The organism is Ruegeria atlantica, assembly GCF_013033965.1.
GTDB lineage: Bacteria > Pseudomonadota > Alphaproteobacteria > Rhodobacterales > Rhodobacteraceae > Ruegeria > Ruegeria atlantica_D.
This window is the reverse complement of sequence record NZ_WQFE01000007.1, coordinates 140,707-167,322: the sequence shown is the minus strand read 5'-3', so window position 1 is coordinate 167,322 and position 26,616 is coordinate 140,707. Positions and strand designations below refer to the sequence as shown.

General features: G+C 56.2%; 22 protein-coding genes and 2 pseudogenes. 14 read left to right on the top strand and 10 right to left on the bottom strand.

Annotation, left to right across the window (positions count from 1 at the left end; genetic code table 11):
• Positions 1-116: 116 nt before the first annotated feature.
• Positions 117-287, top strand: a complete 171-nt coding sequence (locus tag GOW16_RS14175) for a hypothetical protein (RefSeq protein WP_170416087.1) — start codon at positions 117-119, stop codon at positions 285-287.
• 233 nt (positions 288-520) lie between these two features.
• Here GOW16_RS14175 and GOW16_RS14170 read toward each other — a convergent pair whose 3' ends face one another.
• The 4 genes and pseudogenes from GOW16_RS14170 to GOW16_RS22995 all read right to left on the bottom strand — a co-directional run.
• The gene (locus GOW16_RS14170; RefSeq protein ID WP_170416085.1) at positions 521-874 is read right to left on the bottom strand and encodes a VOC family protein; all 354 of its coding nucleotides are present in this window, start codon (positions 872-874) and stop codon (positions 521-523) included.
• 279 nt (positions 875-1,153) lie between these two features.
• Complete coding sequence (locus GOW16_RS14165) at positions 1,154-1,909, bottom strand: truncated hemoglobin (RefSeq protein WP_170416083.1); 756 nt, start codon at positions 1,907-1,909, stop codon at positions 1,154-1,156.
• Positions 1,910-1,964: 55 nt separating this feature from the next.
• Entirely contained in the window at positions 1,965-2,930 is a 966-nt protein-coding gene (locus tag GOW16_RS14160; RefSeq protein WP_368039911.1) for an NAD(P)/FAD-dependent oxidoreductase, read from the bottom strand.
• Positions 2,907-3,056 (bottom strand): annotated as a pseudogene (locus tag GOW16_RS22995) (FAD-dependent oxidoreductase); the annotation flags it as partial. The gene GOW16_RS14160 and the pseudogene GOW16_RS22995, both read right to left, overlap by 24 nt.
• A 71-nt stretch (positions 3,057-3,127) precedes the next feature.
• Between GOW16_RS22995 and GOW16_RS14155 the strand changes: the two are divergent.
• The gene (locus GOW16_RS14155; RefSeq protein WP_170416079.1) at positions 3,128-3,463 is read left to right on the top strand and encodes a winged helix-turn-helix transcriptional regulator; all 336 of its coding nucleotides are present in this window, start codon (positions 3,128-3,130) and stop codon (positions 3,461-3,463) included.
• 235 nt (positions 3,464-3,698) lie between these two features.
• On the opposite strand, the gene GOW16_RS14150 is transcribed toward GOW16_RS14155, so the two are convergent.
• Together GOW16_RS14150 and GOW16_RS14145 are read right to left on the bottom strand one after the other, a co-directional pair.
• A complete protein-coding gene (locus GOW16_RS14150; protein ID WP_170416077.1) occupies positions 3,699-5,369 on the bottom strand; it encodes a hypothetical protein in 1,671 nt (556 codons plus the stop codon).
• A gap of 534 nt (positions 5,370-5,903) precedes the next feature.
• The gene (locus GOW16_RS14145) at positions 5,904-6,848 is read right to left on the bottom strand and encodes a LysR family transcriptional regulator (RefSeq protein WP_170416075.1); all 945 of its coding nucleotides are present in this window, start codon (positions 6,846-6,848) and stop codon (positions 5,904-5,906) included.
• Between the two features lie 56 nt (positions 6,849-6,904).
• On the opposite strand from GOW16_RS14145, the gene GOW16_RS14140 reads away from it, so the two are divergent.
• The 7 genes from GOW16_RS14140 to GOW16_RS14110 all read left to right on the top strand — a co-directional run bounded on the left by GOW16_RS14140 (position 6,905) and on the right by GOW16_RS14110 (position 12,847).
• On the top strand, positions 6,905-7,633 hold the full coding sequence (locus tag GOW16_RS14140; protein WP_170416073.1) for a TSUP family transporter: 729 nt from the start codon (positions 6,905-6,907) through the stop codon (positions 7,631-7,633).
• Positions 7,634-7,639: 6 nt separating this feature from the next.
• Positions 7,640-8,662: a D-cysteine desulfhydrase family protein gene (locus tag GOW16_RS14135; protein WP_170416071.1), complete on the top strand. Its 1,023-nt coding sequence runs from the start codon at positions 7,640-7,642 to the stop codon at positions 8,660-8,662.
• A gap of 68 nt (positions 8,663-8,730) precedes the next feature.
• Positions 8,731-9,693, top strand: a complete 963-nt coding sequence (locus tag GOW16_RS14130) for a TAXI family TRAP transporter solute-binding subunit (protein WP_170416069.1) — start codon at positions 8,731-8,733, stop codon at positions 9,691-9,693.
• Between the two features lie 340 nt (positions 9,694-10,033).
• Positions 10,034-10,360, top strand: coding sequence for a hypothetical protein (locus GOW16_RS14125; RefSeq protein WP_170416067.1), 327 nt, complete (start codon positions 10,034-10,036; stop codon positions 10,358-10,360).
• Positions 10,361-10,603: 243 nt separating this feature from the next.
• Positions 10,604-11,470 carry an alpha/beta fold hydrolase gene (locus GOW16_RS14120; RefSeq protein ID WP_170416065.1) on the top strand — a complete coding sequence of 289 codons (867 nt, stop codon included), beginning with the start codon at positions 10,604-10,606 and terminating at the stop codon, positions 11,468-11,470.
• Between the two features lie 847 nt (positions 11,471-12,317).
• Positions 12,318-12,548, top strand: a complete 231-nt coding sequence (locus GOW16_RS14115) for a type II toxin-antitoxin system CcdA family antitoxin (protein ID WP_170416063.1) — start codon at positions 12,318-12,320, stop codon at positions 12,546-12,548.
• Positions 12,548-12,847, top strand: coding sequence for a CcdB family protein (locus tag GOW16_RS14110; protein ID WP_170416061.1), 300 nt, complete (start codon positions 12,548-12,550; stop codon positions 12,845-12,847). Before GOW16_RS14115 ends, GOW16_RS14110 begins: the two co-directional genes overlap by 1 nt.
• Before the next feature lie 472 nt (positions 12,848-13,319).
• Here the strand turns inward: GOW16_RS14110 and GOW16_RS14105 are convergent, their stop codons facing one another.
• From GOW16_RS14105 to GOW16_RS14090, 4 genes and pseudogenes are all read right to left on the bottom strand, one after another.
• Positions 13,320-13,898 carry a hypothetical protein gene (locus GOW16_RS14105; RefSeq protein WP_170416058.1) on the bottom strand — a complete coding sequence of 193 codons (579 nt, stop codon included), beginning with the start codon at positions 13,896-13,898 and terminating at the stop codon, positions 13,320-13,322.
• A gap of 291 nt (positions 13,899-14,189) precedes the next feature.
• A complete protein-coding gene (locus GOW16_RS14100) occupies positions 14,190-15,743 on the bottom strand; it encodes a zinc ribbon domain-containing protein (protein ID WP_170416056.1) in 1,554 nt (517 codons plus the stop codon).
• 414 nt (positions 15,744-16,157) lie between these two features.
• Positions 16,158-16,271: pseudogene (locus GOW16_RS14095) on the bottom strand (IS5/IS1182 family transposase); the annotation flags it as partial.
• 28 nt (positions 16,272-16,299) lie between these two features.
• Positions 16,300-17,166 (bottom strand): LysR substrate-binding domain-containing protein, encoded by an 867-nt coding sequence (locus GOW16_RS14090; protein ID WP_170416054.1) that lies wholly within the window; start codon positions 17,164-17,166, stop codon positions 16,300-16,302.
• A 107-nt stretch (positions 17,167-17,273) separates the two neighbouring features.
• On the opposite strand from GOW16_RS14090, the gene GOW16_RS14085 reads away from it, so the two are divergent.
• The 5 genes from GOW16_RS14085 to GOW16_RS14065 are packed head-to-tail and all read left to right on the top strand — an operon-like array spanning position 17,274 to position 26,616.
• Positions 17,274-18,815 carry a trimethylamine methyltransferase family protein gene (locus tag GOW16_RS14085; protein ID WP_170416052.1) on the top strand — a complete coding sequence of 514 codons (1,542 nt, stop codon included), beginning with the start codon at positions 17,274-17,276 and terminating at the stop codon, positions 18,813-18,815.
• Positions 18,812-20,101, top strand: coding sequence for an aspartate aminotransferase family protein (locus GOW16_RS14080; protein WP_170416050.1), 1,290 nt, complete (start codon positions 18,812-18,814; stop codon positions 20,099-20,101). Before GOW16_RS14085 ends, GOW16_RS14080 begins: the two co-directional genes overlap by 4 nt.
• The gene (locus tag GOW16_RS14075) at positions 20,098-22,494 is read left to right on the top strand and encodes a GcvT family protein (RefSeq protein WP_170416048.1); all 2,397 of its coding nucleotides are present in this window, start codon (positions 20,098-20,100) and stop codon (positions 22,492-22,494) included. Before GOW16_RS14080 ends, GOW16_RS14075 begins: the two co-directional genes overlap by 4 nt.
• Positions 22,494-24,905, top strand: coding sequence for an FAD-dependent oxidoreductase (locus GOW16_RS14070; RefSeq protein WP_170416046.1), 2,412 nt, complete (start codon positions 22,494-22,496; stop codon positions 24,903-24,905). The genes GOW16_RS14075 and GOW16_RS14070 overlap by 1 nt, the downstream gene beginning before the upstream one ends.
• A gap of 40 nt (positions 24,906-24,945) precedes the next feature.
• Positions 24,946-26,616 (top strand): thiamine pyrophosphate-binding protein, encoded by a 1,671-nt coding sequence (locus GOW16_RS14065; RefSeq protein ID WP_170416044.1) that lies wholly within the window; start codon positions 24,946-24,948, stop codon positions 26,614-26,616.

Below are 26,616 nucleotides of genomic sequence, written 5' to 3'. Positions count from 1 at the left end.
TGGGATGCTGCGGTGGTCCGTCCGACCAGATTTACATTAAGCAAACTTAATTCCAGCACAGTATTTGCTGCCAAGAACCAACCCCACATGGGGCTCACCTAATAGGAGTGAGTACCATGAAACATGCTGCTGCACTGGGTATCGTTGCCCTGAACTTAGCTTTTCTAAGCGGTCCGGCTTTCGCGGACTGCTATTTCGGGACCGACGCACTGACGGGAATGGATACAATCATCTGTGAGACAGAAGGCGGCCTGTCCAGCTGGGGTACCATGATCGCCGAAGCCTGATGTTGGTTCCGGGAGCGGCATTGGCCGAACCTGACCAAAGTACGAGCTCCTTCAATAGAGCCACTTTGGTAACAAGCTTCTGTTCCATTTAGGTGGTTCAACACGCTCTGGGCAAAGCAGGTCAGTGGGTTCAAGCGAAACTCTTTAACAGTCTGCAAAATGAATGGAAGGACTGATCCCTTTTGAGACATTCGCGCGCTTGCTAGTATTTGGAAGCAGCAGGAGTGAACTGTTTACGCATCAGCACCGAAACAGAGGACGTTGTCGTCGGGATCCGTAACCTCAAATTCACGCATCTCGTAGACAGTCGTCCATACGTCTTTCGACAAAGTGCCGCCAGAATTGCGGATTTCCTGAGATAGGCTGTCGATATCATCCACATGGAAGTAAGCACGCCAATGATCGTACTGGGTATCAGCCCCTTTGTGACCATTGACGAAAATGACAGCCCCATCGCGCTTGAAGATTCCAAATTTGGCAGGTTCACCGCCCTCTTCAACACAGGTGAACCCAAGTACTTCGGTGTAGAATGCATGGGCCCTCGGATAGTTTCCGGTCCGCACGACCGGTGTTGCTGAACGGATCATGGCACATTTCCTTTTTTCAGAGTATGCACGTGGGCGATACGTCGATAGTGCCCTGAATGGATATTCTAATGAAATCGTTGATTCGGTTTCAGTGTTGGGTTGGTTGGGTGGACTCCGTAGTAACATTCAGTGAATGTGATCCGAAGCACCGACAGCAAATTTGTCCGCTACTGCCGTCAGTATCCCCAGTTGAAATGCTGCACCGCGCACGAAGATCGGCAATGCGGGCGCAACCGCAGCATCAGTTGGCAAAGCTCAAGGACCGGTTAGGGACCGATATCACATCATCAGCGCCTTGCCGACAAGCGCTTGCTTGTCCGGGTATTGCGAGACGTCGACGCCACGCTCTGCCAGCGCATCGCTCAGTTCTTGCTCGCTCAAACCTTCGATTGCTTCAGTCGTCATCTTCATGAAGTTGATCCGGCGCTTCAGCGGGCCGTTCGTTTCACCAAAGATGTGCCGATCTTCGAAAGCGAACTCAACGGCGTACTTGGTCATGAAAAAGGCGAGGAACGTGTTAAGGCTCGTCCGCACGCGCGGATCATCCGTCATCAGATCCGCAGAAGCATCCAACGTCAGGCGCATCAGGCTGACCCATCGCTCCGCACCCTTGTCGTTCATCAAAGCCATGGCGTTGTGCGTGTGATGAAAGCTCAATCGAAGCTCGGCACCATGGTAGTAGGGGCCGCCGCCCATGACGTCGATCCACATTGAGGCTTGGGTCGCAACATGATGGTTCAGCCCACCGACCCGTTCGAAGACAGATGCGAACCAAGGCTCATCTGCAAAGACCCGTTCATAGAAACGAGCGACGATGCCGACAATGGCGTCTTGTCCGAGGATCGAGAAAAGCTGCCAAAACTGGATTGGCTTTGAAGTGTCACCTGATGCGGTCAGCGAAACGACTTCTGCCATGCGGTGTGCTTCGGACGGCAGCAGTCCTTTTTCGATCGCCGATTTGATATAGACCTGCTGAATGCGCTCGCTCATAAAGCCGTGGCGCGTCGGAAATTTGGGAAGATCAACGCGTGTCATTGGATGATGTCCTCAATCGCTCTCACTGCGGTTGGATTGGTTCCGGCCAATTTGCCTAGCGCCCGAACGCCTTGCGGTATTTCGGAATGAAGAGGTTCTTTCCCTTCATCTGGCGGGTGACCCAATCGCCAACCGTCGCAAACAGCCAACTGTTTCCGTTTTTTGGACCTAAGGGGAGAAGGATCGGGGCCTTCTTCCAAGGCGTATAAGGCTTTTGTTCTTCGATTGCATGCCCGCTCAACGCCCTTTTCAAGGTCTTGATCAGCCACGGGTTCTGCCGGGAGATGGCGACAATAGTCATACCATCGCCGACGTCTGCAATGTCACCTGCGATGAAAACGTTCGGATGCTCGGAGGGGCGCAGCCACTTGTCTGTTTTGATCCGACCAGTGGGTGCAATGGTCACCCTAGGCAACGTTCTCGCCAGAGCTGCATTTGGCCTGGATCCGATCACGGGGAAAACCAGATCGGCATTAATAACCCGGCCATCGGTCAATTGGACTGATCCGGCATAGGGCATATCCAACTTTTGCAGGTTCTCCGCCCGTTGACCCAGCACGACGTTCACACCAGCACGTTCAAGCTTGCGTTTCAGCTGCGCGCCCAGCTTGTCAGGATACATTGGAAACAGTGACATGTCAGACGACACCAACGTGATGATCTTGTCAGGCTGTGCCGCGGCGATTTCGCCAGCCAGCTCGGTGCCAACAGCGCCCGCCCCTACGATCAACACTGATTTGGCGGTGGCCAGTTTTGCACTGACGTCCGCGTTGATCTTGCGAAAGTCCTCAATGCTGTCGCCAGCCGGTTTGAACGGCGCCGAATGGGACGATCCAGTAGCCAGTACGATGTAGTCGGCGGGATAGACGGTGCCGTCCTCCAGCGTGACCTCGGACTGGGTCACCGCCGTTGCGCGGCCACGAACGACCCGGCCATGCGCCAGCAAACGGTCGTATGGCAGGATGATCTGATCCAGCAGATCAGGCTGCAACAGCGCGCGAATGGCCGCTGGTGGCTGCACGAAAGCTTCGCGCTGTTCGATTAGCGTGATATCAGCGTGTTCATCCAATGCCTTGGCGACCTCAAATCCGACATATCCTCCGCCTACAATTACGACTTTCTTCTGGGTCATCCTGTTCCTCGTTGCATTCCGTTGGTCTGAGCCGTAGTTAGAAGCACAAGATCAAGACAACAAGTACGGTCACTTAGGATACTGTAATGGCGCCACTCGAACCGGATGAAAACTGCCTGATTGAGCCATTGATCGAGGCGATCTCAGGCAAGTGGAAACTGCTAATCATCTATTGGCTGGCGCAGGAAACATCTCGATTCAATCAGCTCCAGCGCAACCTTGGCAGCATCACGCACCGCACACTGACCCGCCAACTTACCGAGTTGCAAGACGCGGGCTTTGTGTCACGCAAAGACTTCAAGACCATCCCGCCGCATGTGGAATACAGCCTGACCGCATTGGGGCAAAGCCTGATCCCGGTGTTGCAGAAGATGCATGAATGGGCGGCAGAGAATGCGGACAAGCTAGCCCAACAGAACTGACGGCATTGTGAGTCATTGAATGCATGCGCCCTTAATGGTTGGGCGTTCTGTTCGTCCAACCGACGTCGCACCGACTGGATAGGGGTACTTACACGATCGTCCGCTTTCGTGATGTTGCATCGCGGCGTTAACGGCTTTGGCCGAAGGCAGCTAAGGGCCGGAACAGAATACGAATATTAACGAAGGGGCTCATCAGTTTGACCCGCTGACGGCGTAAGAGGCCCGGTCCAGGACTTCATACAGTGTCAACGTTGCCTTCCTCCTCGATCTGCCAGCTCAAACGTTGGAACGCGCGCCGCGCTTTTGCGATCTGTTCTTCAGTTCCCATCTCCTCGTAGATCCTGATCGCGGTTTGCATGGTTTTCACGGCCTCTTTGAAACCGGCAATTCGATCTTCTTCCCTATTGTGGATCACCTGATCCGCTCGGATTTCGCCGATCAGCAGTGTTGCCTCGGCCCATCCCAGGGGATCCGCTTCTACAGCGCGCAATTCAATTACGCTGTTTGCAAAGGCCATCGCCGAATTAAGCAGTTCAGCACCCCCCGTGCCAAGCCTGTAAATCGCTTCGTTCCAGAGAAGCTTTGCCGCGAGATAGCGCGCGCGGGCCAGTTCGGCGGGATGATCGCCCATTACGAGTTGTTCTTCACTTTCAGCGACCAGGTCGATCGCCTTCTGGCACATCGTCGCCCGTTCGGTGTGGTCTGCGCGAACGGATTTTCGGTCCAGCAGATCGGCAAGGTCCAGCTTCACCAGCGCCAACTCGAACTGGGCATCCAACTGTTCATAGAGCTTGCGAGCAATCGAGAGGAGTTCTTCGGCCTGTTGCAGAAAGGGATCGGCGTCGGCATCAAGGGTGAACTGAGCGGCCTGCAGATTGAGCCATCCCGCCGTCGCCCGCGCCGTTGCCGCGCTGTGAAAATCGGACAACACGTCCGCAGCAATGATCTGAGCGGAAATCAGGTCTTCTTCTGCTGCCTTGAATTGATCTTGCCCGTCCAAATGCCCCAGGGCCGCATAGAATTTAGCGTGTATCGTGCCCCGATGCAGGAAAAGACGGGCGGTAACGTCGGCCGGCAGTTCGGCTGCCGCTTCACTGAGCAAAGGGTCGATGATGCGCGTCCCGTAGAGGTACCCGTCGGTGCCGTAACGATCGCCATAAGCCATAAGCGCAAGTGCATAATTCGAGCGCCTCATGGCGGCGTCATGTTCATCAACCATCGCCATGCCATTTGCGGTGCTTTCGAAAAGTCGGAACGCCTCCTGCGGTTGAGAGTTCAGGAGATGCACCATCGCTTCGGGCTCCGCAATGTTGGCGCGGAATTCCAGGGTTTTGCGCAGAGAGTTGTCTTCAAGCACTTTCCTTGCCTCTCTCAAAAGAAAAAGCGCCGCGGAAAGATTCATCTGACTCAACGCGGTCTGGGCGTGCTCCAGATAGGATTGCACGACCGGATCGGTATCATCGACGTCATCTAGTGTCGCCTGAACCTGATCGCACTCCTGGGCTTTGTGGATGATATCCGCGATAAGCTTACTGCGCGGGGCGGTGTCCGCGTCGGGCAGCTTGAAAGCCGCCGCCAGAATTCGAAATTCGGCGTCGGCGGCATTTTTGACCGTGTCGACGACAGCGTCGAGGCTGCCATGTTTCCGAACAAGCTCAGCCAGGTCGCGTTGAATGGCCTGTGTGCCTGACAACATTTGGGCGTAGATCGCGGGTTTAATCTGTTCGACAAAATCCGGATCGGCGAGAAGTGGTTTTAACGCCGCCGAGGTCAGCAGAACAAAGAGATCGCGCATGGATTTGTGTTCGGGATCCTCAAGTTGCTCGACCATGTGCAAGGCTAGAGTATCGGCGTTAAGGGCGCTGCCAGAGATATCCGTAGCTTTCGGAGCGGAAAGCTCGAGCATCTGGGCATATAGGACTGCCGCGTCAGGCGGCGCATCGGCCGCAAATCCTTCCAACGCGCTTTCCGCACTTGAGATCATCTTGTCCGTAAAGTTCTTGAGCGTCGTTTTGTCGGCCCTTGTCAGCGAAGCCTTGACGTCGTTGATCTCAAACCCGAGCTTAACCGCGCCGCCAACTGACGGTGCAACCAAAAACCCTGCGCAAAGAGCGAGCGCATTGTAGGCAGTCTCGATATCTTTGGACCGAAGTGACAGCAAATATTTGTCTTTCTGTACCTCTGTTCGCTTGGACGACTGTGAGTGAGAGAGTTTGGTTCGATGCTATCATATAATGGTCGTTGCACTATGCGGAATCCCTTGGGATATGTTGCTATGAGAATCTGCTTCAGCCGCGCTGATCTAAACCGCCGGACAAACAAATGCCGGACCTGGGTTCTGCAAATCTGCGCAACTTTCGAACGGCAGCTAAGCAGATGCCACGCCGCAGCGACCGCACGGTTGGTCAGTGTCCAGTTAGGGCCGTCTTTACTCCTGTAGTTAATGGGACTGACCCCGGTGCTCTTTCAGTTCATTCGTAAATCTCTGCAATCCAGGAATGTCATTTGATGCGGAAAAGGTGATCATTCGGACCGGCCAACTAAGGTCCGAAGTTAAAGGCACGACGGAAACATCGTCTGCTTGCAACGCAGCCAAAATATCTTTGTCGACGATTGCGCGGCCTGCGCCCTGAGCGACCATGCGCACCAAAGCAGATTGCGTCTGAACTTCGGCTCTTACCTGAAACGAAACCTCACAGCTATCGAACATTATCTCCACTGCGCGGCGAAACGGGCTACGAGGCGTCAGCATGATTTGAGGAACCTCGGCGAGTTCGGCAGCCGACATTCTACGCGCATCGGCCAGCGGGTCATCGCGGGGAACAATCACCACGGGTTGCAGGTCGGCCAGCCGCGTGCAAGCCAGATTTGGGTCGCCGGGGTCAGACGATACAATGGCGCAATCCACCCGTCCTTCGTGCAACGCGGCCATCCCGGCCCTCTCGTCCAGGACATCGACATCCACCCTTAGGGCCGCGAGTTCCGCCATGAGTTTGCCGGCCGCAACCGCAACGCGGGTATCGGCCACCGCCGGAACGGTTGCCACACGCAAATGCCCTCCTGTGCCAGAGGCGATCTGAATTGCGGCCTCCCGGATACGTCCCAAACCCTGATAGTGTTTCAGAACTGTCTGCTGCAGACTGTGCGCCGCAGAGGTTGGCTCGAACTTACGTCCCGATCGATCGAACAGGGGCACGCCCATTTCTGCCTCAAGTTCAGCGACCACACGGCTTACGGCGGGCTGAGATATGTGCAGGGCATTAGCCGCCTTTCGCGTGGACCGGTGTCGGTAGGCCATCTGAAAAAGCTCAATTTGTCGGGCAGTTATACGCATATAGGTCGATAACATATACGTATCAACAAATACAATAAGATGATTTTTCATTAAGATTGTCTGGCGTTACCGTTCCGTGCATGAACTGCCAAGTAATGGATCGAAACGTGCCTGCTGACTTACTGATCTTGCTGCTTGCCATTTTAACAGGTGCGGCGATTCAGGTTGGGGTCGGGATTGGGTTCAGCATCGTCGCAGCGCCTGTGATGATGGTGTTGCTGGGGACGACCACAGCTGTTCCGGTTTTGCTCATGTTGAACACGCTCGTTTCGCTTGTCGCGTCGAATAGGCGGGTGTGGGTGAAGAATAAGGCACTGATCCGGAATGCGGTGATTGGGTGCCTGGCGGGCATAGCTCTCGGTCTCTTGATTTACCCCTATCTGTCGGAACGCTTGGTTTTGGTCCTGACCGGCGTTCTTTTACTTGTCGGAGTTGCGACTTCGTTGTTGCCGCAGGAAAACAGGGTCGGCCCACAGGGGTTTCAGGCAATTTCGGGCCTGTCTGGCCTTGCCACCGTATGGGCCGCGACCCCCGGTCCTTTGATGATTCTGGGCTTTCTGGCATTGGGCCGAACCCCGCACGAAGCGCGTAGGTTGGTACAGCCTGTGGCATTGATCGCATATGGTTCAGCCTTTGCGTTGCACTGCCTGTCGGACTGGGCGGCCTTTGCCAGCGCTCCGTGGCTTTGGCCGTTTGTTGCGGCCACGATTGCGGGCAGTCTGCTGGGGCACCTGATCGGCCCGCTGCTGCCACAGCAGGCCATTACCCACGCCATTCGGTTGATCTCGATTCTCGCGTGCGCGGCCCTGTTCCGCCGTGCCTATTTGGTTGGATGACAAGTGATGACTGAACAAAAGAAACTCGACCGGAAGCTGTCTAAGTTCCCGCGCGCCCGATTGATGACTGAAGTCACGCCGGTCGAAAGGTTGGATCGCCTGTCAGACCGCCTTGGTATTGACCTCTGGCTTAAGCGCGACGACCTGACCGGGCTTAGCTTTGGCGGCAACAAGACGCGTCAGTTGGAGTTCTATTTTGGCGAAGCGGTACAACAACGGGCTGATACCGTTCTGATAACCGGAGCAGTACAATCAAACTTTGTGCGCACAGCGGCCGCGGCGGCCGCCCGTCTCGGGATGAAGTCTGTTCTGCAGTTGGAAGAGCGGGTGCCGGGGATGGGAGAGCAATATTACCATTCAGGTAATGTCCTGCTGGCCAAAATTCTGGGCGCAGAACACATGCGCTTTCCGGTAGGCGAAGATGAAGTCGGTGCGGACAATGCCCTGCATGAGAGGGCGGCTCAGTTGGTTGCTGCCGGCCACCGGCCTTATGTCATCCATCTTGGTATCGACCACCCGCCCTTGGGGGCATTGGGCTATGTGCAGGGGGGTGCGGAACTGAGCGCGCAAATCAGCGACTTTGATGCCGCAGTCGTGCCTTCGGGCAGCGGCTCAACCCATGGCGGGTTTCTCACGGGCCTACGGCTGTCCGGGATGCCCGCGCCCGTCTATGGAATCTGTGTGCGTCGCAATCAAAAACAACAAAACGCGCGCATGGAGAAAGTCCTCAGTAAACTGGCTGACTTGATGGGATTCGACCCGGCGATTGTCATGAACGACATCGATGTCTGGGATGGTGCGCTCGCGCCGGGGTACGGACGGGTCGGGGAAGGAACGCGTGATGCCCTGAACCTCATGGCGCGTACCGAAGGCATATTTTTGGACCCGGTCTACTCGGCCAAGACCTTTGCCGGCCTCATTGGGCTGCTAGACGTGGGCGTGATCCGAAAGGGCCAAAAGGTCGTCATGCTGCACACTGGTGGGCTTCCGGCGCTGTTTGGATATCAGGAAGTTATTGGGTCGGTCTGAAGAAGCTGGATGTGATGAAATCACACTAGTCACTAAACGAATAAATGTACTTTAGAAGGGAGGAAACGATGAAAAAGAATATGATCTTAGCTTCCGCTGCCGCACTGGCACTCGGAGTTGCTGCGGCGCAGGCAGAAGAGTTTGTCACAATCGGCACAGGTGGTGTGACCGGGGTTTACTATCCCACCGGCGGATCAATCTGTCGTCTGATGAACAAAAACCGCAAGGAAACCGGCGTACGTTGCACGGTCGAATCCACTGGCGGTTCGGTCTATAACATCAACACGATCCGTGAAGGTGAGCTGGAATTCGGCGTTGCCCAGTCCGATTGGCAGTTTCACGCATTGAATGGCACCTCTAAGTTTGAAGAATCCGGGCCTTTCGAAGACCTGCGTGCAGTGTTTTCCGTCCACGCGGAACCGTTCAACGTGATGGTCCGCGCGGACTCGGGGATTGAACATTTTGACGATCTGGCGGGCAAGCGGGTCAACATCGGCAATCCCGGCTCTGGCCAGCGTGGCACCATGGAGGTGCTTATGGACGCCAAAGGCTGGACAAAGGACACGTTCGCCCTTGCCGCCGAGTTGAAGTCAGCCGAGCAATCCAGCGCTTTGTGCGACAACCAGATCGACGCGTTCATTATCACGGCTGGCCATCCCTCGGGTAATCTGACCGAGGCCGCCACCACATGCGATGCGAAGCTGGTGCCAGTGACGGGTGAAGCAGTAACGGGCTTGATCGACAACAACGCCTATTATCGTTCGGCCACAATACCCGGCGGCATGTATCGTGGCACCGATAACAACGTCGAGACCTTTGGGGTCGGTGCAACACTCGTGACGTCAGCCGACGTATCTGATGCGGCGGTCTATGCATTGGTGTCAGCCATCTTCGAGAATTTCGACGATTTTCGCACCTTTCATCCGGCCTTTGCCAACCTGACCAAAGAAGAAATGGTCACGGCTGGTCTTTCAGCGCCAATCCATCCCGGCGCGCTGAAATACTATCAGGAAAAAGGGCTGTTGGAATAAGCAGGGATATCTTCGGCAACTGTTGCCCAATCCATGTCGGGGCCGCGTTGATGCAGCGTTGGTCAAGTGGCCCCACATAGACAACGTCATTCCCAAAAAGAGGAATGATTTGGGTGCAAACGCAGCCAAAGCGGCCGAAGCAATCAAGAAAGCAAAAAAAAACGCTGCGAGTGCCAATAAGGCTTCATTGACGATGCAGAAAACGAAAGAGCAGACTTCCATCTGTCCCCAACACTTTGGCGACGGACATGAGGGCAACACGGCGGATTCTTCTCCTCCGACACTCACGAGCAAAGGTGGCCCACAACCAGTTTACCTATCAAACAGAAGGATCAACACGATGAAATCTCTAATCTCTGCGGCACTGGCTTTTGCGGCATTGGCCATTCATTCACCGGCTCAGGCGGAAGATCTGGAATTCCTGCTCTACAACGACAGCAGTGCCGACCTGGTAGAATTCAACGTCTCCCCCGCATCGTCCGACGATTGGGAAGCAAACCTTTTGGCGGGTGGCTATCTCGCCCCTGGATATGAAATTGGCGTGGATATCGCAGACGGGCTGACGACCTGTGTCTATGATATCCGTGGCGTCTTTGCCGATGGTTCCGAAGCCGAAGATTATTCGCTGAACCTATGTGATCTGGGTGAGTATACATTCTCCGACTAGGTGTGAATGCAAACATAACGGCGAAAGCTCCAAGAAGTTGGAGCTTTCGATAAGCTCTTGATCAGATTGTCACCAATCAGGTTGTCCAATCTGGATTGAGCCCAAACTGACCTCCGCGTTTCACTATGTGGACCAAAGAATAAGGTACCTAATAAATTAGAACGGTTCGCGCACCTGAATCTAATCTTTGCCAGCACTCCAATGAACTCACAACCCAAAGTTATTTCGTATTAGGAGAACAACGTGACCAAACACATAACTCTCAGAGATGGTAGAACGCTCGCATTCAGCACTTACGGCGACCCAGACGGAACACCAGTGATTTTTAGCCATGGGTTTTCCGACTCTCACGTCATTCGTCAACCCGACGACAACCTGACCGCTTCGCTTGGTGTGCGCTGGATTGCAGCAGACCAGCCCGGTGTCGGAGGGTCGAGTCCGAAGAAGGATCGGAAAATGGTCGACTGGGGCGCCGATATGGAGGACCTGGCTGACCATCTTGGCCTCGAGACATTTAACGTAGCCGGCCATTCCGGAGGCGGACCCCACGCATTGGCGGTGGCATTTCACATGCCCGAACGGGTGCGCAAGGTCGCGCTCGCTTCTCCTGTGGCGCCATTCGATGAGCCCGGCGTTACCAAAATGCTGGTACTGAAGGATCTGAAGACCATCGCGAAACTGCGCTATCTGACCTTATTGATACGATGGGCAGAGCGTATGGGCGCCAAAAGTGCTTTGAAGGATATCCCATCGTATGTGGAGTCTGTTGTTGATCAAATGCCCAACGAGGCAAAGACAATACTCCGCAATCCTGAGCAGCAAGCCTTGTTCGAAGAAAACTTTCGCCTTGGTTATCTGCAACACGAGGAAGGAGTTTTCGAAATGACAATGGCTCTGTGGGACTGGGGATTTTCGCCAAGGGAGATCCAGCAACCCGTGGAGATGTTTTATGGGACTGCGGACGATATCATCTCACCGGAAATGCCACGACACCTTTGCTCTGAGCTTCCCAGCTGTACAGCGCACGAGTGGGAGGGCGCAGGACATTATGGGTTTGTGGATCGCGAGCGGTGGACCGAATTTGTCGGCGCGGTTGCCAGTTTGTCTTAACAAGTTGAAGGCAGCAATGTCCGCGTCATGTTTGTCTGACAAGGGTGCGGCGAAAGAGCGGTTTCGGTCCTGGCCAAAGTACGGCTGGTGAATGACCGGATTGGCGGCACAGGCCGCACAGCAACGGCGATCGTGCCACAACTGCGAGTAAATGCTACGTCAGCGAATTTGCAAAAACAAATGTCGGGAAAGTCCGCACATTAGACATTCGTCACGATTGAACGAACCTAACCAGCGTCAATGTCAAAAGTTTGCAACAGAACCTTCGGCACATGTGCGGATTCAAATCTTTCGTATCCACGCCCCCGATACTGGACGGCATTGTGGCCGTGAACATGATCCGAAAACAGCAACTCGATTTGCCTTGGACCTCTGGGATTCGCCAATCTGCTGAAATCGCCGGAAAGGTGTGTCCAACGAGTGGTTGTTCCCGTTCTCTCCAAAATTACGCGACACAACCATCGGTTCGGCAGCAGCTGGAGTCTAAAACCCATTTCTTTAATAGAAAGCTACGTAATTTTCCCATTTACTTCCAGTGATGTGCGGGCGTTTCAGTTGCAAATTGGCGCACCCCAGGTAATCTGGTTAGAGGCGGGGTTCTACTTATAGGGGAATTACGCTGCTTAGGCTTTCACATCTGAGAGTCAGTCCGGTGTCAGGCAATTTCGAGCCGTTCCTCGGAACAATCACCTTCGATCCATTACGCCAACTGGAAAATGATAACTCCAATCGGGCGTTGCAGCTGGCCGGCCTCCACGAAGCATGCCCTACACTCTTACTTTATGCATGCGCATATTTGACGCGCATATCTTATGGCGGTATCCTGCGTGCATAGGGAAAGTAAAAAATGAACGCTCAAACGCGAAAACCCACAAACTTGTCACTCGATAGCGCATTGCTGTCCGAGGCCAAAGCGCTCAAGGTGAACCTGTCTCGCGCGGCCGAAGAGGGCGTGCGTGCGGCGGTCACAGCGGCAAAGTCTGAGCGCTGGAAAGCAGAAAACGCCTCTGCACTCAGAAGCTCCAATTCTTATGTCGAGCGGCATGGTCTTCCACTGGAACGCTTCAGGCAGTTCTAATGCCAAAATACGACGTCTTCCCAAACCCATCCGGCGCAGGCTTTCTTCTGGATGTCCAGACTGATCTCCTGAGCGATCTGAATACGCGTGTTGTTGTACCGCTGCTGCCGAAATCGAGGGCACCAAAACCGGCGGCACGTCTTAACCCGGTTTTTAACATCGACGGTGAACCGGTCGTCATGGTCACCCAGTTTATGGCGGCAGTTCCCGTTGGAATTCTCAAGTCGCAGGTTTCCAATTTGGGTGATGATTTTGATCGGATCACTGTTGCGGTCGACATGCTGATGCAAGGGTTCTAGAGAAACCGACCCGTATCATTTTGTAACTTCTTCAGCCAAGGTCGTATTTTGGATCGTACGAAATTTGCTTACCAACCGTTCACCATTTCGATTTTAAGTGACTGATACGCGGACATGGGCTGCAATTCAGCGATGGTCGTGCTGCAAGAGCAAATGAATGTTGCGTCAGCAATAGCCGCACCTGCACAAGTCCGCTCTGTCCGCGTCTCGTTCATTACCTGACAAAACCTCGCTGCGTCTGGCGCGAATGGCCGTTCCTTACACCGAATTGCCGTGCTCAAGATGATGCACCTGCAGAAAAATCGGCGCGGTGTGCGCTCGCAGTGCAAAATTCCGAGGTCTCCTGAGGGCTCAGTGCGGGCATTGACGGAACACCTACTTGAGCCTTTCCTTCACATCGCCGACGACTGCGAGGCTCTGAGGTGCCCTCAGAGCTGCTTTGGTATTCCAGCCCGTACACGGAACCGAGCATTCAGTCCGCCGCTGCAAACAAAATGTCTGGCAAAGGCCAAACACTTCCGTCTTCAACAAATGTAATAGTCTGGCCGGAAATTCCCTTTCCTAACCGCATTGTTACGTCAGAGGAACTACCAGCACCGCCTTCCGTGTCCAGCGCCTCAACAAATTCCAACAGGTTGTTGCCAATCGCCCTCCACTTCTTTTGCGATTCAACAAAATCCAACTCAGTTTTGTCGTCTGTTGACCCGTTTTCTATCTTATCTAGTAGCTCCAGCCGACGAGCATCTTCTTCGCTAAAAAGTACCAAGAGCGAAAGAAGCCGGTTTTTCTTGGACAAGAATTTGATTTCCTTGCTTTGCGCCTCACTAACCTTAGCGAGCGACTCCAGTTCGGCATTAACTTCACTTATTTGGCCGTTCAATTCGCGGTAATCGAACGCTGCTTGTTGGTCTTTTACCCAGTAGCCGAAATACCAAGCGCCACAAACTACCGCCGCGAAGGATACTATCGAACCCCACAACTGAGTAGGCTTCATCGCCTGAATGAGATCAGCTAATGACAATTCGCCAGGTTGAAGACCGTTAGTCGACATTTGAATTCCTATTTGGCAACTGAATATTAGAATGCGGAAAACTTAAACGACTCAAGCTGACAAGTCGAATTTGACGTCGACACCTTCAGCTCCTACTGCGAGAATCTACGCTAGCTCCTCAGAACTGCTAGGTATAACTCCAGCGGTTCGAACAGCCCCAACCCCTGCTCTTGAAACTCTGGTCGGCAGTTAATCACATCTATGACCGCTACACGCTGTTTGCAACTTGCCACAAGTGCAATACTCAGGCCACCAATGAAGGTCAGCTCAGGGCTCCTTCGAACCAAGTCGCTATTGGTCAATCACATGGCCACACATGCTACAAAAGCGGGCATCAGGAGGCAGATTCTGCTCTCCACAAATGTCGCAGGTTAACTCCACCTTCGATCCTACAAAACCCTCTTCTAGGTCCTGCACAAAAAAGCCTCTGACAGCAGGTATAATAAGGCCTAAGACAACAGACGGTACTTGTTGCGTTATCGGTAGACGTGTTTCTATGAATTGTTCGGGTAAAGAAAGGTATGGGGCCACAATTGCGAGTCCAACGGAAGCTCCTAAGTAGACGAACTCACGCCATGAACGTGTATGCAAGATGAAAAGAAACCAAGATGCGGCGAGTAGGATGCATACAGAAACAAACGCTGCTTCGGCTTGTTCGAGCAAAGGTAATTCAAGCGGAGATTGCGTTCTAAACGAATAGAACATTTCGGGAATTGGGTAGCCACCAAAACTCCCGAAAACTATGACGTAAGCCTGAAAAAAAAGCCAACCTACTGAATAGGCTACAGGCAGAAGCAAATTCACGGATACTATCGAAACCGCGGAAGTTTGCATTGCCATACGGCGCACAAAGCGCAGTTCAGCGGCTTGCACTCGCTTACCGGTCAGCATCGAAGCTGACACTACCGGCAAGTATATTGCCAGACTCAAAAATACAAAAACAAGAGATGAACTCGAATAGCTGTACAACCAATACACCAAGACTGAGATAGCTATCGCCGAGCTAGCCATCACATCGTATTGTCGCACGAGAAGGTATTCAATAAATCCTATTAAGTTATAAACACGCAATTTTTTTCGGGGATAGCTTCTTCGAATTGGAAGATTAAGTATTGTCGGGCTCAGGAACCAATGTGTGATCGTGGACCCCAAAAAGTACTGCGCGGGAATACTAATCACAACGACAACAAGTCCGAAAAGCAAGCGCTCAAATGAGCCCAACATGCTGAGCCAAGACCAGCTATTGGCGGACCACATATTCAGCCCAACGAGCGTGAAAACGGAAAAACCAATCAAAAAAAACTCAAGAAAAGGAATCTTTCCGCCAACAGCTCTAGAGCCTGCCGCCATCAGAATCAGGATGGAGAAGAAGAGCGTTGGCACATATGCCACCCTGAACTGTCCCTCCAAAAAGTAGTCGGCCGACGCGAGAATGGCGACCATGAGTGGCGCAAAAAGAGCCACGACGACGCCACGAGATGCTATTCCGTGCACGTTCTGTCTGTGCAAAACACCCCAAGAAACGTGAACCCCCATTGAAACGGATTTCTCTAGGTCCACTCGAATTCGTCTTATGAACGGAGTCGTGAGGCACAAAGCGCCGATCAGGAGAGTACCCGCTATTAATATCCCCACCGCTTTAGGCGGAATCGTCAACGCTGTGCGATGCAGAACCCATAGGAGTGCGAGTGGCAAAAAACTCAAAACAGGGAAAATACAAAGTTGTTTCAAGGAGCCTGGACCTCTAAAGAGGTTTATTTGACTTGAAACCTGAAAGATATCTTCATGCTTTTTCATTCGCTTATAGAGTTTCTGCTTTCTGTCTGGTTTAATCACAATTGCCATTGGAGGGCTTGAACTGAGCGGCTGGGTGTAATTGTTATTGCAAAGTTGACGTTTGGTACACCACAGCGATTACTCCCTCTGAAATTTCTTAGCGATCATTAACGACTCGCCGGAAATTGGCGGCAGTGAACTCAATATGCTTAGTGCTATGTCACACATCCATGACTGCTTTGCTCCAGAACCCTGCCGGATGCGCTCGCCATGCTCAACTACCCAAGAATGACCGTTATGGGCTCTACGCACCAGTTCGGGCACGTCGTAGAGAAAGTCGGCAGTGAGCCCACAGCGGAAGGCTCAGATTTTGCGCTGCGTGCGCACGCAGCATGAAACTCGTTGCATCTGCTTGCTTCACAATGCTGCGCAGCGGCGGAGAAACTGGCCATCCTAGGCCATTGGACCATATTTCTTTCTAGGTTACGCCAACAAATGGCGCATCCAGATGCGGATTGATGCGATGTCGACGAAGCCGAGGTAGCTTTCTGCGGTTTCGTCATAACGACTGGCGACATGGCGGGGATTCTTCCGCTTTACGACAGTGCCAACACAAGCTTGCCTTTCATGCACCGCCCGTCAGCCATTCAACAACTCGACGCACTTCTGCTCGGTGCGCAAGGCCACCGCGCATTTCGACAAAATATCCATGAGTCGGGGAGATGTCCTCGTCAAAGAGGCGGACAACACGACCGTCAGCAAGATCCTGGTCAATAAGAGGCAGCCAGCCGATCACCACGCCCTGTCCATCAGCGGCACCTCTCAGCAAGGTGTTGGCGTCCTGAAAAATTGGCCCCCGCAGAGGCGAGTCGACAGCGACATTCATCGCCGTAAACCAATCCAGCCACCCCCAGTGATTTCTTTGATGCAGCAATGGCAAACGCTTCAGATCGTCTGGGTGGCAAATGGCGGGATGCGTTTCGATGAAAGCCTTAGAGGCAATGGCCGCAGGGCTGAGTTCGAGCAGTTTGATTGCCTTGGGGTCCGATCCTTCAATGCGGTCCCAACGTATGACGATGTCGATGGTTTCATTGGCATAAGCACCCGGTTCGAAGGATGGGAGAAATTCGAGTTCGATATTCGGGTGAGCTTGCCAGAATTCGCTTATCCGCGGCATCAACCAACGTGCCGTGAAAATTGGGCCCACAGCCAGGCGCACAACCTTGCGTGAATCACGGTGGAGCGTTCGAACAGCATCATCAAGTATCCCAAATGCCTGGACTGTGGCCTCTGACAGTCTTGCGCCGTCTTCGGTCAGGACGACATCCCGTCCACTGCGAACGAAGAGCTTCGTGCCCAGCTGATCCTCAAGACCGCGTACATGATGGCTGATCGCGGTCGCCGTCACCGACAGGTGTTCAGCCGCTGCTCGAAAACTGCCGTGCTGAGCAGCGGCGTCAAAGGCGCGGAGAGCTGGTAACGAAGGTTTCATGACAATCATTCATTAGTTTTACTCATCTTTTGATGAAAAAGGTGCCTTTGTAAACTGGCCTTCTAGTTGCGAATGTTCAGCCAAGGAAACACAATACTCATGAGTTCATGGTTGAAGCCCGCCGCCGAGGTCGCAAAGATCGCTTAAAGCAACCCACCGGGGACGAGGTGGTTCACCCCGTGTGGCCCGGTGTCCTTGGTGGACGCCTAAAACCGTTGTTGCCCGATGAGGTGAAGCTGGTTGAAGAAGCGGCGTTTTCGCTACTGGCGACGCTGGGCCTGAGCCAGGCCATTCCGTCGATGATCGAAAAAGTCACCGAAGCCGGTGGTTCCTACACCAAGGAAGGGCGGTTGCTCTTTCCTGAAAAGCTCGTCCGATGGGCGATTGATGGGGCTCGGCGTGGATTTACGCTTTGTGGTCAGACACCCGACCGCGATCTGAAAATCGAAGGGGCTCGGGTCCATATGTCGACGGGTGGCGCGGCCCCCGGCGTGTTTGATCTGGACACGCATGCTTACCGCGACAGCACTTTGCAAGACCTTTACGATGCCGCCCGCATCGTGGACCGGATGGACAATATCCATCATTTCAGCCGGTCCGTTGTTGCGCGTGACATTGAAGATAACGCGGTGATGGATCTCAACACGGCTTACGCCTGTTTGGCTGGGACGACCAAACATGTCTCGATCTCGATCACCGAGCCGCAGAATGTGCAGGCTATCGCAGACCTCTGCTATGCCATCGCCGGAAGCGAACAAGCCTTCCGCGACCGCCCCTTTATGACGGTCATGGTCTGTCATGTAGTGCCACCGATGCGCTTTGCCGAAGAAGCCTGCGAGGTGCTGGAACGTGCGGTACTGGCAGGCTTTCCCGTGCAACTCATCAGCGCGGGTCAGGCTGGTGCGACAAGCCCTGCCACAGTCGCCGGTTCGCTCGTGCAGGCTGTGGCCGAGACGTTGGCGGGACTGGTCTTTGCGCGGTTGGTGGCTCCGGATGTCAATGCGATCTTTGCCCCTAAGCCGCTCGTCGCAGATTTACGCACGGGCTCCATGAGCGGTGGCGGCGGTGAACAAGCGATTCTGATGGCAGGCGCGGCGCAGGTGGGGCGGCATTGGGATTTACCTACCAGTTCGATTGCCGGGATCACCGATGCCAAGTGCCTTGATGCGCAATACGGGGCCGAGAAATCCCTAGCGGTGTCGATGGCGGCCCATGCCGGGTCTAATATCGTCACTCAGGCGGCGGGTATGATGTCGAGCCTGCTGGGCGTCAGCCACGCTGCCTATGTTAGTGACAACGATCTTCTGGGAAATATCCTGCGGACCATTCGCGGGATTGAGGCAACACCGGAAAACATCGCAGCGGATGTCATAAAGACCGTTTGCGAAGGGCCGGGGCATTACCTGGGTGAACATCACACCTTTGGACGGATGAAATCAGACTATTTCTACCCCGAGATCGGTGACCGCCGGACCCCCCGCGAATGGGAGGAGGATGGCGCCAAGCCCATCGGGGATGTTGCGCGCGAGAAGACCCGCGAGATTCTGCGCAGTCACTTTCCGAAACATATCTCTGATACATTGGACAATAAATTGCGTGCGAGCTTTGACATCCGCCTGACGCGAGCCGGATCTGGACGGTCAGAATGAGCAATCTCCGCCTTAGCGAACAGGCCCGCGCGGCCCTCCCCGGTGGGGTAAGCCACGAACTGCGCTATCGAGCCCCGCATCCGATTTACATCGACAAGGCGCGTGGCGCCGAAAAGTGGGATATCAAAGGGCGCCGCTACATTGACTTCAAGATGGGTTCGGCCGCCCAAATGCTGGGCCACAGCCACCCTGCTGTGGTCGAGGCGCTGCAAAAGCAAGCCGAACGCTCGATCTTTGCCGCTGATTGCCATGCGTTCGAGATCGAGTGGGCTGACTGGATCAACCGGCTTTACCCCTCGGCCGAACGCACACGCTTTACCGCCTCGGGAAGCGAGGCCACGATGCTGGCATTGCGCTTGGGGCGCGCCTACTCGGGCAAGGATCATGTGCTGCGGATTGATGGCCATTACCACGGCTGGCATGACCACGCGCTAAAGGGAACCAAACCGGGCAGCAACGCGCCGCCGTCACTGGGTGTGCCGCTACCCGTCACCGACCTGGTGCAGGTCTGCGCCGCCGATCCCGATGCGATGGCCAAAGCACTGGAAGATGACCGGATTGGCACGGTTATCTTTGAGGCATCCGGGGCGAACTACGGCTCCGTCCCACTCGCCACCGAAACTCTGCGGGCGTTGCACGATGTGGCCCGTGCCGCGGGCGTGGTGCTGATCTTTGACGAAATCATCACCGGGTTCCGTTGGTCCCCTGGCGGGAGGCAGGCGCGGGACGGGATCGTGCCCGATCTGACCACGCTGGCCAAGATTGCTACGGGCGGTCTGCCCGGTGGCGCGGTCTGTGGTCGTGCCGACATCATGGAATTGATGAACAACACCACCGAACGCGACGGGATTGCACCGGCGGTCAGCCACAAGGGCACGTTCAACGCCTCTCCCCTGATCGCAGCGGCTGCGTGTGCAGCCATGCCTTACCTCGCCGATGGAGCGGCGCAGGACCACGCGGATGCGATGGCCAAGCGCATGCGCGACGGGATGAACGCCCGGATGGGCGAACAGGGCGTCAAGGGGCTGGCCTATGGCGATAGCTCGATCATCCATGTCTATTTCGGGCAGGACACGCTTGACGGGCTCAGCCCCATGCAAATCCGAGGCCTGCCCAAAGCGGTGGTCAACGGCTATCGGGACGGCATGCTTTCCCATGGGGTGGACATTATGTCCTACACCTCGGGCCTGACATCGACCGCTCATACACCGGACCTGATTGACGAAGCGCTTGAGGCCTTTGCCAAGACCCTCACGGACATGAAACGCGGGGGAATACTGACATGAGCCTCCCCTCTCAGGCGCGCACCGTAATCATCGGCGGTGGTGTGATCGGCTGCTCGATTGCCTATCATCTGGCCCGCGAAGGTCGGAAAGACATCGTACTGCTGGAACGCTCCAAGCTGACCTCGGGCACCACTTGGCATGCGGCGGGTCTGGTGCGACGGCTGCGGCCTTCGGCGACGCTGACCAAGCTGATTAATTATTCCATCGACCTTTATGGAGAGTTGGAAGTTGAGACGGGACAGGCCACCGGCTGGATACAGACAGGGTCGCTGACGCTGGCCACCAATCCCGACCGCCTGACGAACATCAAACGCCAGGTCTCATTGGGTCGGGCCTTTGGACTTGAGGCCGAAGTGATTGATGCTGCCCGCGCGAAAGAGCTTTGGCCGCTGATTGAGGTCGATGATGTGATCGGCGCGGTCTGGTCCCCGGCGGATGGCCGCGTGAACCCGTCAGACGTGGCTTTGGCCCTTTCCAAGGGCGCCCGCGCCCGGGGAGTGAAGATATGGGAGGATACGCGCGTCACGGGCCTGCAAAAGAAAGGCGGGCGCATTTCGGGTGTCGAAATCGGGGAGCATGTGATTGAGGCCGACGAGGTGGTGATCGCCTCTGGCCTCTGGTCGCGCGAGGTGGCGGCGATGGCGGGCGCACATATGCCGCTTTATGCCTGCGAACATTTCTACATCCTGACCAAACCTTTGGAAGAGGTGCAGGCGCTTGGCAAAGGCGCGCATCTGCCCACGCTGAACGATCAGGACGCCTATCTTTACGCTCGCGATGATGTCGAAGGGCTGCTGGTCGGCTCATTTGAACCGCATGCCAAGGGCATCTCGACCAAGGACCTGCCGGCCGATTTCTCGTTCGATCTGCTGGACGAGGATTGGGATCATTTCATGCCCATGATGGAAAACGCCCTGCGGCGCATCCCGGCGCTGGAAAAGGCCGAAGTGCGGATGCTGCTGAACGGGCCAGAAAGCTTCACGCTCGACAGTCAGTTCATGTTGGGTGAAAGCCCCGAAGTGCCCGGGCTGTTCCTGATGGGCGGCATGAACTCCACCGGGATCGCACTTGCGGGCGGCGCGGGCAAGGCGATGGCCGAATGGATCATCGCCGGCGAACCGACGATGGAACTGAACGAGGCTGACATCCGGCGCTTTAGTCCTGAGATGAACGTGCTTGGTGCGTTAGAAGCGCGTATTCCAGAGGTGTTGGGCCGCCATTACGACAATCCCTATCAGGGGCGTTCGATGAACACCGCGCGGGGCCATCGTCGGTCGCCGATCCATGCCGGTCTGGTGGCCGCAGGTGCGCAGTTCGAAGGGCGCGGTGGCTGGGAACGTCCAGTGCACTTTGGTGGAGAGGCCGCACATCTGCCACTGACGTTCGGCGCGCCGCAATGGCGTGGTCAGGTGGGTCAGGAGGTTGATGCCTGCCGGACCGGGGCGGCCATTCTGGATCAGTCTGCCTTTGGCAAAATCATGGTGCAGGGGCCGGATGCTTGCGCCTTCCTGAACCACCTTTGCACCGCGCAAATGGACATCGCCGAGGGGCGCATTGCCTACACCCAAATCCTGAATGCGCGCGGTGGTGTGGAAAGCGACCTGACCGTTCAGCGTCATGGGCCTGAGACCTATTTGGCGATCGTCGGCGCAGGCGAGGTTGTGCGCGACATGAAGCGGATGCGCGACACCAAGGGCGAATTCCTAGTTGAGTTCACAGATGTCACCAGCGGCTATGCCATCATTGGGTTGGCCGGGGCAAAGGCTCGGGAGGTCTTGCAGGCCACCAGCAGTAGCCCTCTGCCCGCCATCAAACGCTTTGGCTTTGCGCCGGTTGAGATTGGCCTTGCCCGTGGGTGGGCTGGCCGGCTGAGCTTTACCGGTGAGGAAGGCTACGAACTCTACGTTCCCGCCGACATGGCCATGGCCGCGCATGAAGCGTTGGTCGCCGCCGGGGCCACCCATGCCGGACTTTACGCCAGCGGTTCACTGCGCATCGAGAGCGGCTTCCGTGCCTTTGGCCACGAATTGACCCCCGGCACCACACCGCATGAAGCCGGACTGGGCGCGTTCTGTGCCACGGGCACCGGGTTTGTCGGGGAAGAGGCGCTTAGGGATCACGTGCCAGACCGGCGCATTGTGTCCCTGCTTTTTGACGATCCAAATGCGATCCCGATCCATGATGAGCCGATCTACTTTGACGGCAAGGTCGTTGGGCAAATCACCTCCGCCGCATGGAACTATCGCTTTGGCCGCTCTGTCGCGCTCGCGATGATCAACGCGCCGCTGGACCGGCTCGCCACCGAAGACATTGTTCCCGGCTTCGAGGTCGAAATCGCCTGCGACCGCTTCACTGCTCAAGTTTCCCTCAAACCCGCGAAGGAGGCGTTCTGATGTCAGACACGCTCCGCACCACCCGCGTTGCCATCATCGGTGGCGGGATCATGGGTGTTGCCGCCCAATACCAGCTTGCCGAGGCGGGTTGGACCGACACGATCCTGTTTGAAAAGGCGGAATTAACCAGCGGTTCAACATGGCATGCGGCCGGGCAGATCGCCCATGCGGTGGGCAGCCGGGTTATGGGCTGGGTCAACAAGACGTCGATCGAGACTTATAAGAAGGTCGAGAAGGAAACCGGCCAAAGTATCGGCTGGCACGAGGTTGGCGGCTTCCGCATCGCGACCACGGATGATGAGGTTGACTGGATGAAGTCGATCATGGGCGTTGGCAAATTGCTCGACCTGCCGATGGAACTGGTCGGGCCCGAGGCCGTGGCCAAGGGCAATCCGTTCTACAAGGTCGACGACGTCAAGGTCGCGATCCAGACCTTTGAAGACGGGCATATCGATCCCTCCAGCGTGACCATGGCACTGGCCGCCGCAACCCGCGCGCGGGGGGCCAAGATCGAACGCCACAACCAAGTGCTTGGGGCCAGTCGCAAGGGCGACATGTGGCTGCTGCGTACGGAAAAGGGGGACGTGCTGGCCGAACATGTGGTCATCGCTGCGGGGTCCTATGCCAATCAGGTGGGGGAATGGTTCGGGCTGACAATCCCCTCGGTCAGTTGCTTGCACCATTATCTTGTCACCGACACGGTGCCGGAATTTCTCGACCGCCCCGAACTGCCCGTGATGCGGGACAACGCCTTTGGCGGGTATATCCGGCAGGAACAGAAATCCGGCCTGATCGGTATCTACGAAGGCCATGTCTGCCCAACTGTTTGGGAAATGCCCGAAGGTGCGCCCTGGGCGGCAGAGAATGAACTCTTTGAAGCGGACTACGATTCCATCGGCGATTTCCTGATGGTCGCGTTCGACAAAATGCCGATCCTTGCCGAGCTTGGCATCAAGCGCGTCGTGCGCGGGGCGATCACCCACACGCCTGATGGCGGAATGCTTGTCGGGCCGTCCGGGGCACCGAATGTCTGGCTCTCCTGCGGGTCCTCCATCGGGCTCGCGTGGGGTGGTGGTGCGGGCAAGGTGCTGGCCGACTGGATGGTGCATGGCGAGAGCGAGATCAACACACGCGGTTTTGACCCACGCCGCTATGGCAACTTCGCGGACGGCAATTTCATCGTGGAACGCACCAAGGACGAGTTCATGCGCCGCCACGACACCCCTTGCCCGGGCAAACAATTCCACAGCCTGCGTCCCCTGAACCGACACGCTCTTTACGACCGGCTGGCCGCCAAGGGCGCAGTCTTTGGTGAGATCGCAGGCTGGGAACGCCCACGCTATTTCGGTGAGGTGGGTGAGGTCGAACAGATCGGCTGGGGCCCCCAGAACTGGCACGAGAATGCCATCCGCGAAGCCAAAGCCACGCGGGAAGCGGCGGGTGTAATCGACCTTTGCGCCTTTGCCCAGTTCGAGATTACTGGCAAGGACGCGGGCGCGCTGCTAAACCGTCTGTCCGCTAACAAAATCCCGGCGCGTGACGGGCGGATGAGCCTGAACCACCTGCTGACAGAACAGGGCCGGTTCGAGACTGAGATCACGATCTGGCGCATCGCCGAAAACCGCTTTTTCACCGGCTCGCCCATCGCCCGGTCCAACCCGGATTTTGACTGGATTAAAAGCCATGTCCGCCAGGGCGAAGACGTTCAGATGATCAACCGCTCGCAGGATTGGGGCATGCTGGCACTATCTGGTCCGGCCTCGCGCAAGATCATGGTCAAGCTGACGGATGTGGATCTGTCAAACGCAAATTTCCCGTGGCTCTCGGGCAAAGAGGCCACGATTGCAGGCGTGCCCTGCTACATGCTGCGGGTGTCCTTTGTTGGTGAACTTGGTTGGGAATTGCACGCGCCGTTGGATCAGATCGGGGCGATCTATGATGCCCTGTTTGAAGCGGGCGAAAAGCATGGGCTGGTCGATCTGGGCAGCTACGCATTCAACGGGATGCGCATGGAAAAAGCCTATCGTGCGAGCGGTGAGCTAACGACGGACATCGGCCCTTTCGATGTCGGGCTGGAACGTTTTGTCGCGACCGAGAACCGCGACTTCGTGGGCCGCGCGGCGCTGATGGAGCGCGATCCAACGTGGGAATTGCTCTATGCAGAATTGCATTCCGATGACATCGACATCCACGGCGGTGAACCCGTCCTGCTGGATGGCAAACCCGTAGGCCTGACTACTTCCGGTGGCTATGGCTACAGCATCGGCAAATCGCTGGGATGGCTTTTTGTCCGCAAGGGTACGCCGCACGACGGGCTCAAGGTTCAGATCCTGAATCGCGAAATTGCGACGACCGTGCATCCCAATGCGCTGTTCGACCCACAGAACCTGCGCCCGAGATCGGAGGCCTAATGATCCCCATGCGCAGATATCCGCTTTCAGGAGAACAGACATGACCACGATCAATGGCGGCGAAGCCGTTTATCGCGTTTTGAAAGCCAACGGCATCGACACGGTGTTCGGCCTCTTGGGCGGCTCGATGCTCGAGCTTTACGACGCGATGTATGAAGGCGGCGAGATTGCCTATGTCGGTGCCCGCGACGAACGCGCGGCTGGTCATATGGCCGACGCCTGGGCCCGTATGACCGGCAAGCCGGGCGTCGTTTTGGGCGCGCAGGCCGGACCCGGCGTGGTCAATATCGTGACAGCGGTGGCCGAGGCGCAACTGGCCTATTCGCCGCTTGTGGTGATCGCCGGGGCCATCACCCGCGCCGATCAGGCCAAGGATACGTTCCAGGAGGTAGATCAGGTCGCCCTTTTCGCCCCGATCTCCAAACGCTCGGTCATGGTCACCGATCCATCGCGGTTGGCACCTATGTTGGAGGATGCGTTCCGACTGGCAAACACGGGTCGACGCGGCCCTGTTGTTCTGCACGTGCCCCGCGATCTGTTTTCCGCGGATGTCCCGGCCATCAACCCTAAGCCGTTGCAGATTGCACGCCCAGGCCCCGCTGCGGCTGACGATGTGGCCGCGATTGCCAAGCTCGTGTCAAACGCCGAACGCCCGGTCATCTTTGCAGGCGGCGGTTTCAAATGGGGCGCAGGACGCGACGCGCTGACGGCCTTGGCCGAAACGCTGGAAATCCCCGTCGTCGCCTCGACTGGCCATGCGGATGTGATGCGCCACCGCCATCCGTGGTTCGCGGGTCAGGCCGGTCCGCGTGGCAACCGCGTCGCTTCACGCCTGACGAAAGAGGCGGACGTGATGGTCGTACTAGGCGCGCGCCTTGGCTTTAACTCCACCTTCCACAGCAACGATTATGTGGGGGCAGAGACCCGCATCGCCCATGTCGATATCGAAGGTTCTGCCGTGGGTCGCTATTTCCCGGCTGAGATCGCCGCGCAAGGTGATGCCCGCCTGACCGCCGAAGCCTTGGCCGCTGCCGCCCAGAAACCCAATTGCGACGCGTGGCGCGACGGCTTCCGGGCAGATATAGACAGCCTTTGGGCTGAGAGGGCCGAGGAAGCCGCGATTGAGACGCTGCCGATGCACCCCCGCCGCGCGCTGGCCGAAATCCGCGGTGCCCTGCCCGATAATGCCATTGTCACACTCGACACCGGCAATACCTGTTTGCAGGCCGCCGACCGGCTGGCGCATTACGCGCCGATGTCGCTGATCACACCGCTTGATTTTGGGTTGGTGGGCTTTGGCATGTCTGCCGCAATCGGCGCCAAGGCAGCGGCCCCCGACCGCCCGGTTGTGGCCGTGATGGGCGATGGTGCGGTCGGCTACACTATGATCGAAATCCAGACTGCGGTTGCCCACAACTTGCCCTTTGTGTTGATCGTCCTCGACAACGGAGCCTGGGGCGCGGAAAAGGCCTATCAGCAGGAATTCTACGGTGGCCGTCTGCTGGGCGCGGAAATCCAATCTCCGCGCTATGACAAATTCGCCGAACTCTGCGGCGGCAAGGGCATTTGGGTTGATGGCCCCGGCGGCATGGGACCGGCGTTGAAAGAAGCGCTCGCAAGCGGTGAGACCACGGTCATCCAAGCCAAAATTGACCCCGGCGCACTGATGACCCTGCGCAAGGATCTGTTCAAAGCTCCAAAGGAGGATTGA

What these genes read in the sequence shown, in the direction of transcription:
- GOW16_RS14125 (WP_170416067.1), top strand. Translation starts at nt 10,034, where the DNA reads ATGAAATCTCTAATCTCTGCGGCACTGGCTTTTGCGGCATTGGCCATT.
- GOW16_RS14090 (WP_170416054.1), bottom strand. Translation starts at nt 17,166, where the DNA reads ATGAAACCTTCGTTACCAGCTCTCCGCGCCTTTGACGCCGCTGCTCAG.
- GOW16_RS14150 (WP_170416077.1), bottom strand. Translation starts at nt 5,369, where the DNA reads ATGCTCGAGCTTTCCGCTCCGAAAGCTACGGATATCTCTGGCAGCGCC.
- GOW16_RS14115 (WP_170416063.1), top strand. Translation starts at nt 12,318, where the DNA reads ATGAACGCTCAAACGCGAAAACCCACAAACTTGTCACTCGATAGCGCA.
- GOW16_RS14175 (WP_170416087.1), top strand. Translation starts at nt 117, where the DNA reads ATGAAACATGCTGCTGCACTGGGTATCGTTGCCCTGAACTTAGCTTTT.
- GOW16_RS14070 (WP_170416046.1), top strand. Translation starts at nt 22,494, where the DNA reads ATGTCAGACACGCTCCGCACCACCCGCGTTGCCATCATCGGTGGCGGG.
- GOW16_RS14165 (WP_170416083.1), bottom strand. Translation starts at nt 1,909, where the DNA reads ATGACACGCGTTGATCTTCCCAAATTTCCGACGCGCCACGGCTTTATG.
- GOW16_RS14135 (WP_170416071.1), top strand. Translation starts at nt 7,640, where the DNA reads ATGACTGAACAAAAGAAACTCGACCGGAAGCTGTCTAAGTTCCCGCGC.
- GOW16_RS14100 (WP_170416056.1), bottom strand. Translation starts at nt 15,743, where the DNA reads ATGGCAATTGTGATTAAACCAGACAGAAAGCAGAAACTCTATAAGCGA.
- GOW16_RS14085 (WP_170416052.1), top strand. Translation starts at nt 17,274, where the DNA reads ATGGTTGAAGCCCGCCGCCGAGGTCGCAAAGATCGCTTAAAGCAACCC.
- GOW16_RS14065 (WP_170416044.1), top strand. Translation starts at nt 24,946, where the DNA reads ATGACCACGATCAATGGCGGCGAAGCCGTTTATCGCGTTTTGAAAGCC.
- GOW16_RS14170 (WP_170416085.1), bottom strand. Translation starts at nt 874, where the DNA reads ATGATCCGTTCAGCAACACCGGTCGTGCGGACCGGAAACTATCCGAGG.
- GOW16_RS14080 (WP_170416050.1), top strand. Translation starts at nt 18,812, where the DNA reads ATGAGCAATCTCCGCCTTAGCGAACAGGCCCGCGCGGCCCTCCCCGGT.
- GOW16_RS14110 (WP_170416061.1), top strand. Translation starts at nt 12,548, where the DNA reads ATGCCAAAATACGACGTCTTCCCAAACCCATCCGGCGCAGGCTTTCTT.
- GOW16_RS14145 (WP_170416075.1), bottom strand. Translation starts at nt 6,848, where the DNA reads ATGAAAAATCATCTTATTGTATTTGTTGATACGTATATGTTATCGACC.
- GOW16_RS14155 (WP_170416079.1), top strand. Translation starts at nt 3,128, where the DNA reads ATGGCGCCACTCGAACCGGATGAAAACTGCCTGATTGAGCCATTGATC.
- GOW16_RS14075 (WP_170416048.1), top strand. Translation starts at nt 20,098, where the DNA reads ATGAGCCTCCCCTCTCAGGCGCGCACCGTAATCATCGGCGGTGGTGTG.
- GOW16_RS14105 (WP_170416058.1), bottom strand. Translation starts at nt 13,898, where the DNA reads ATGTCGACTAACGGTCTTCAACCTGGCGAATTGTCATTAGCTGATCTC.
- GOW16_RS14130 (WP_170416069.1), top strand. Translation starts at nt 8,731, where the DNA reads ATGAAAAAGAATATGATCTTAGCTTCCGCTGCCGCACTGGCACTCGGA.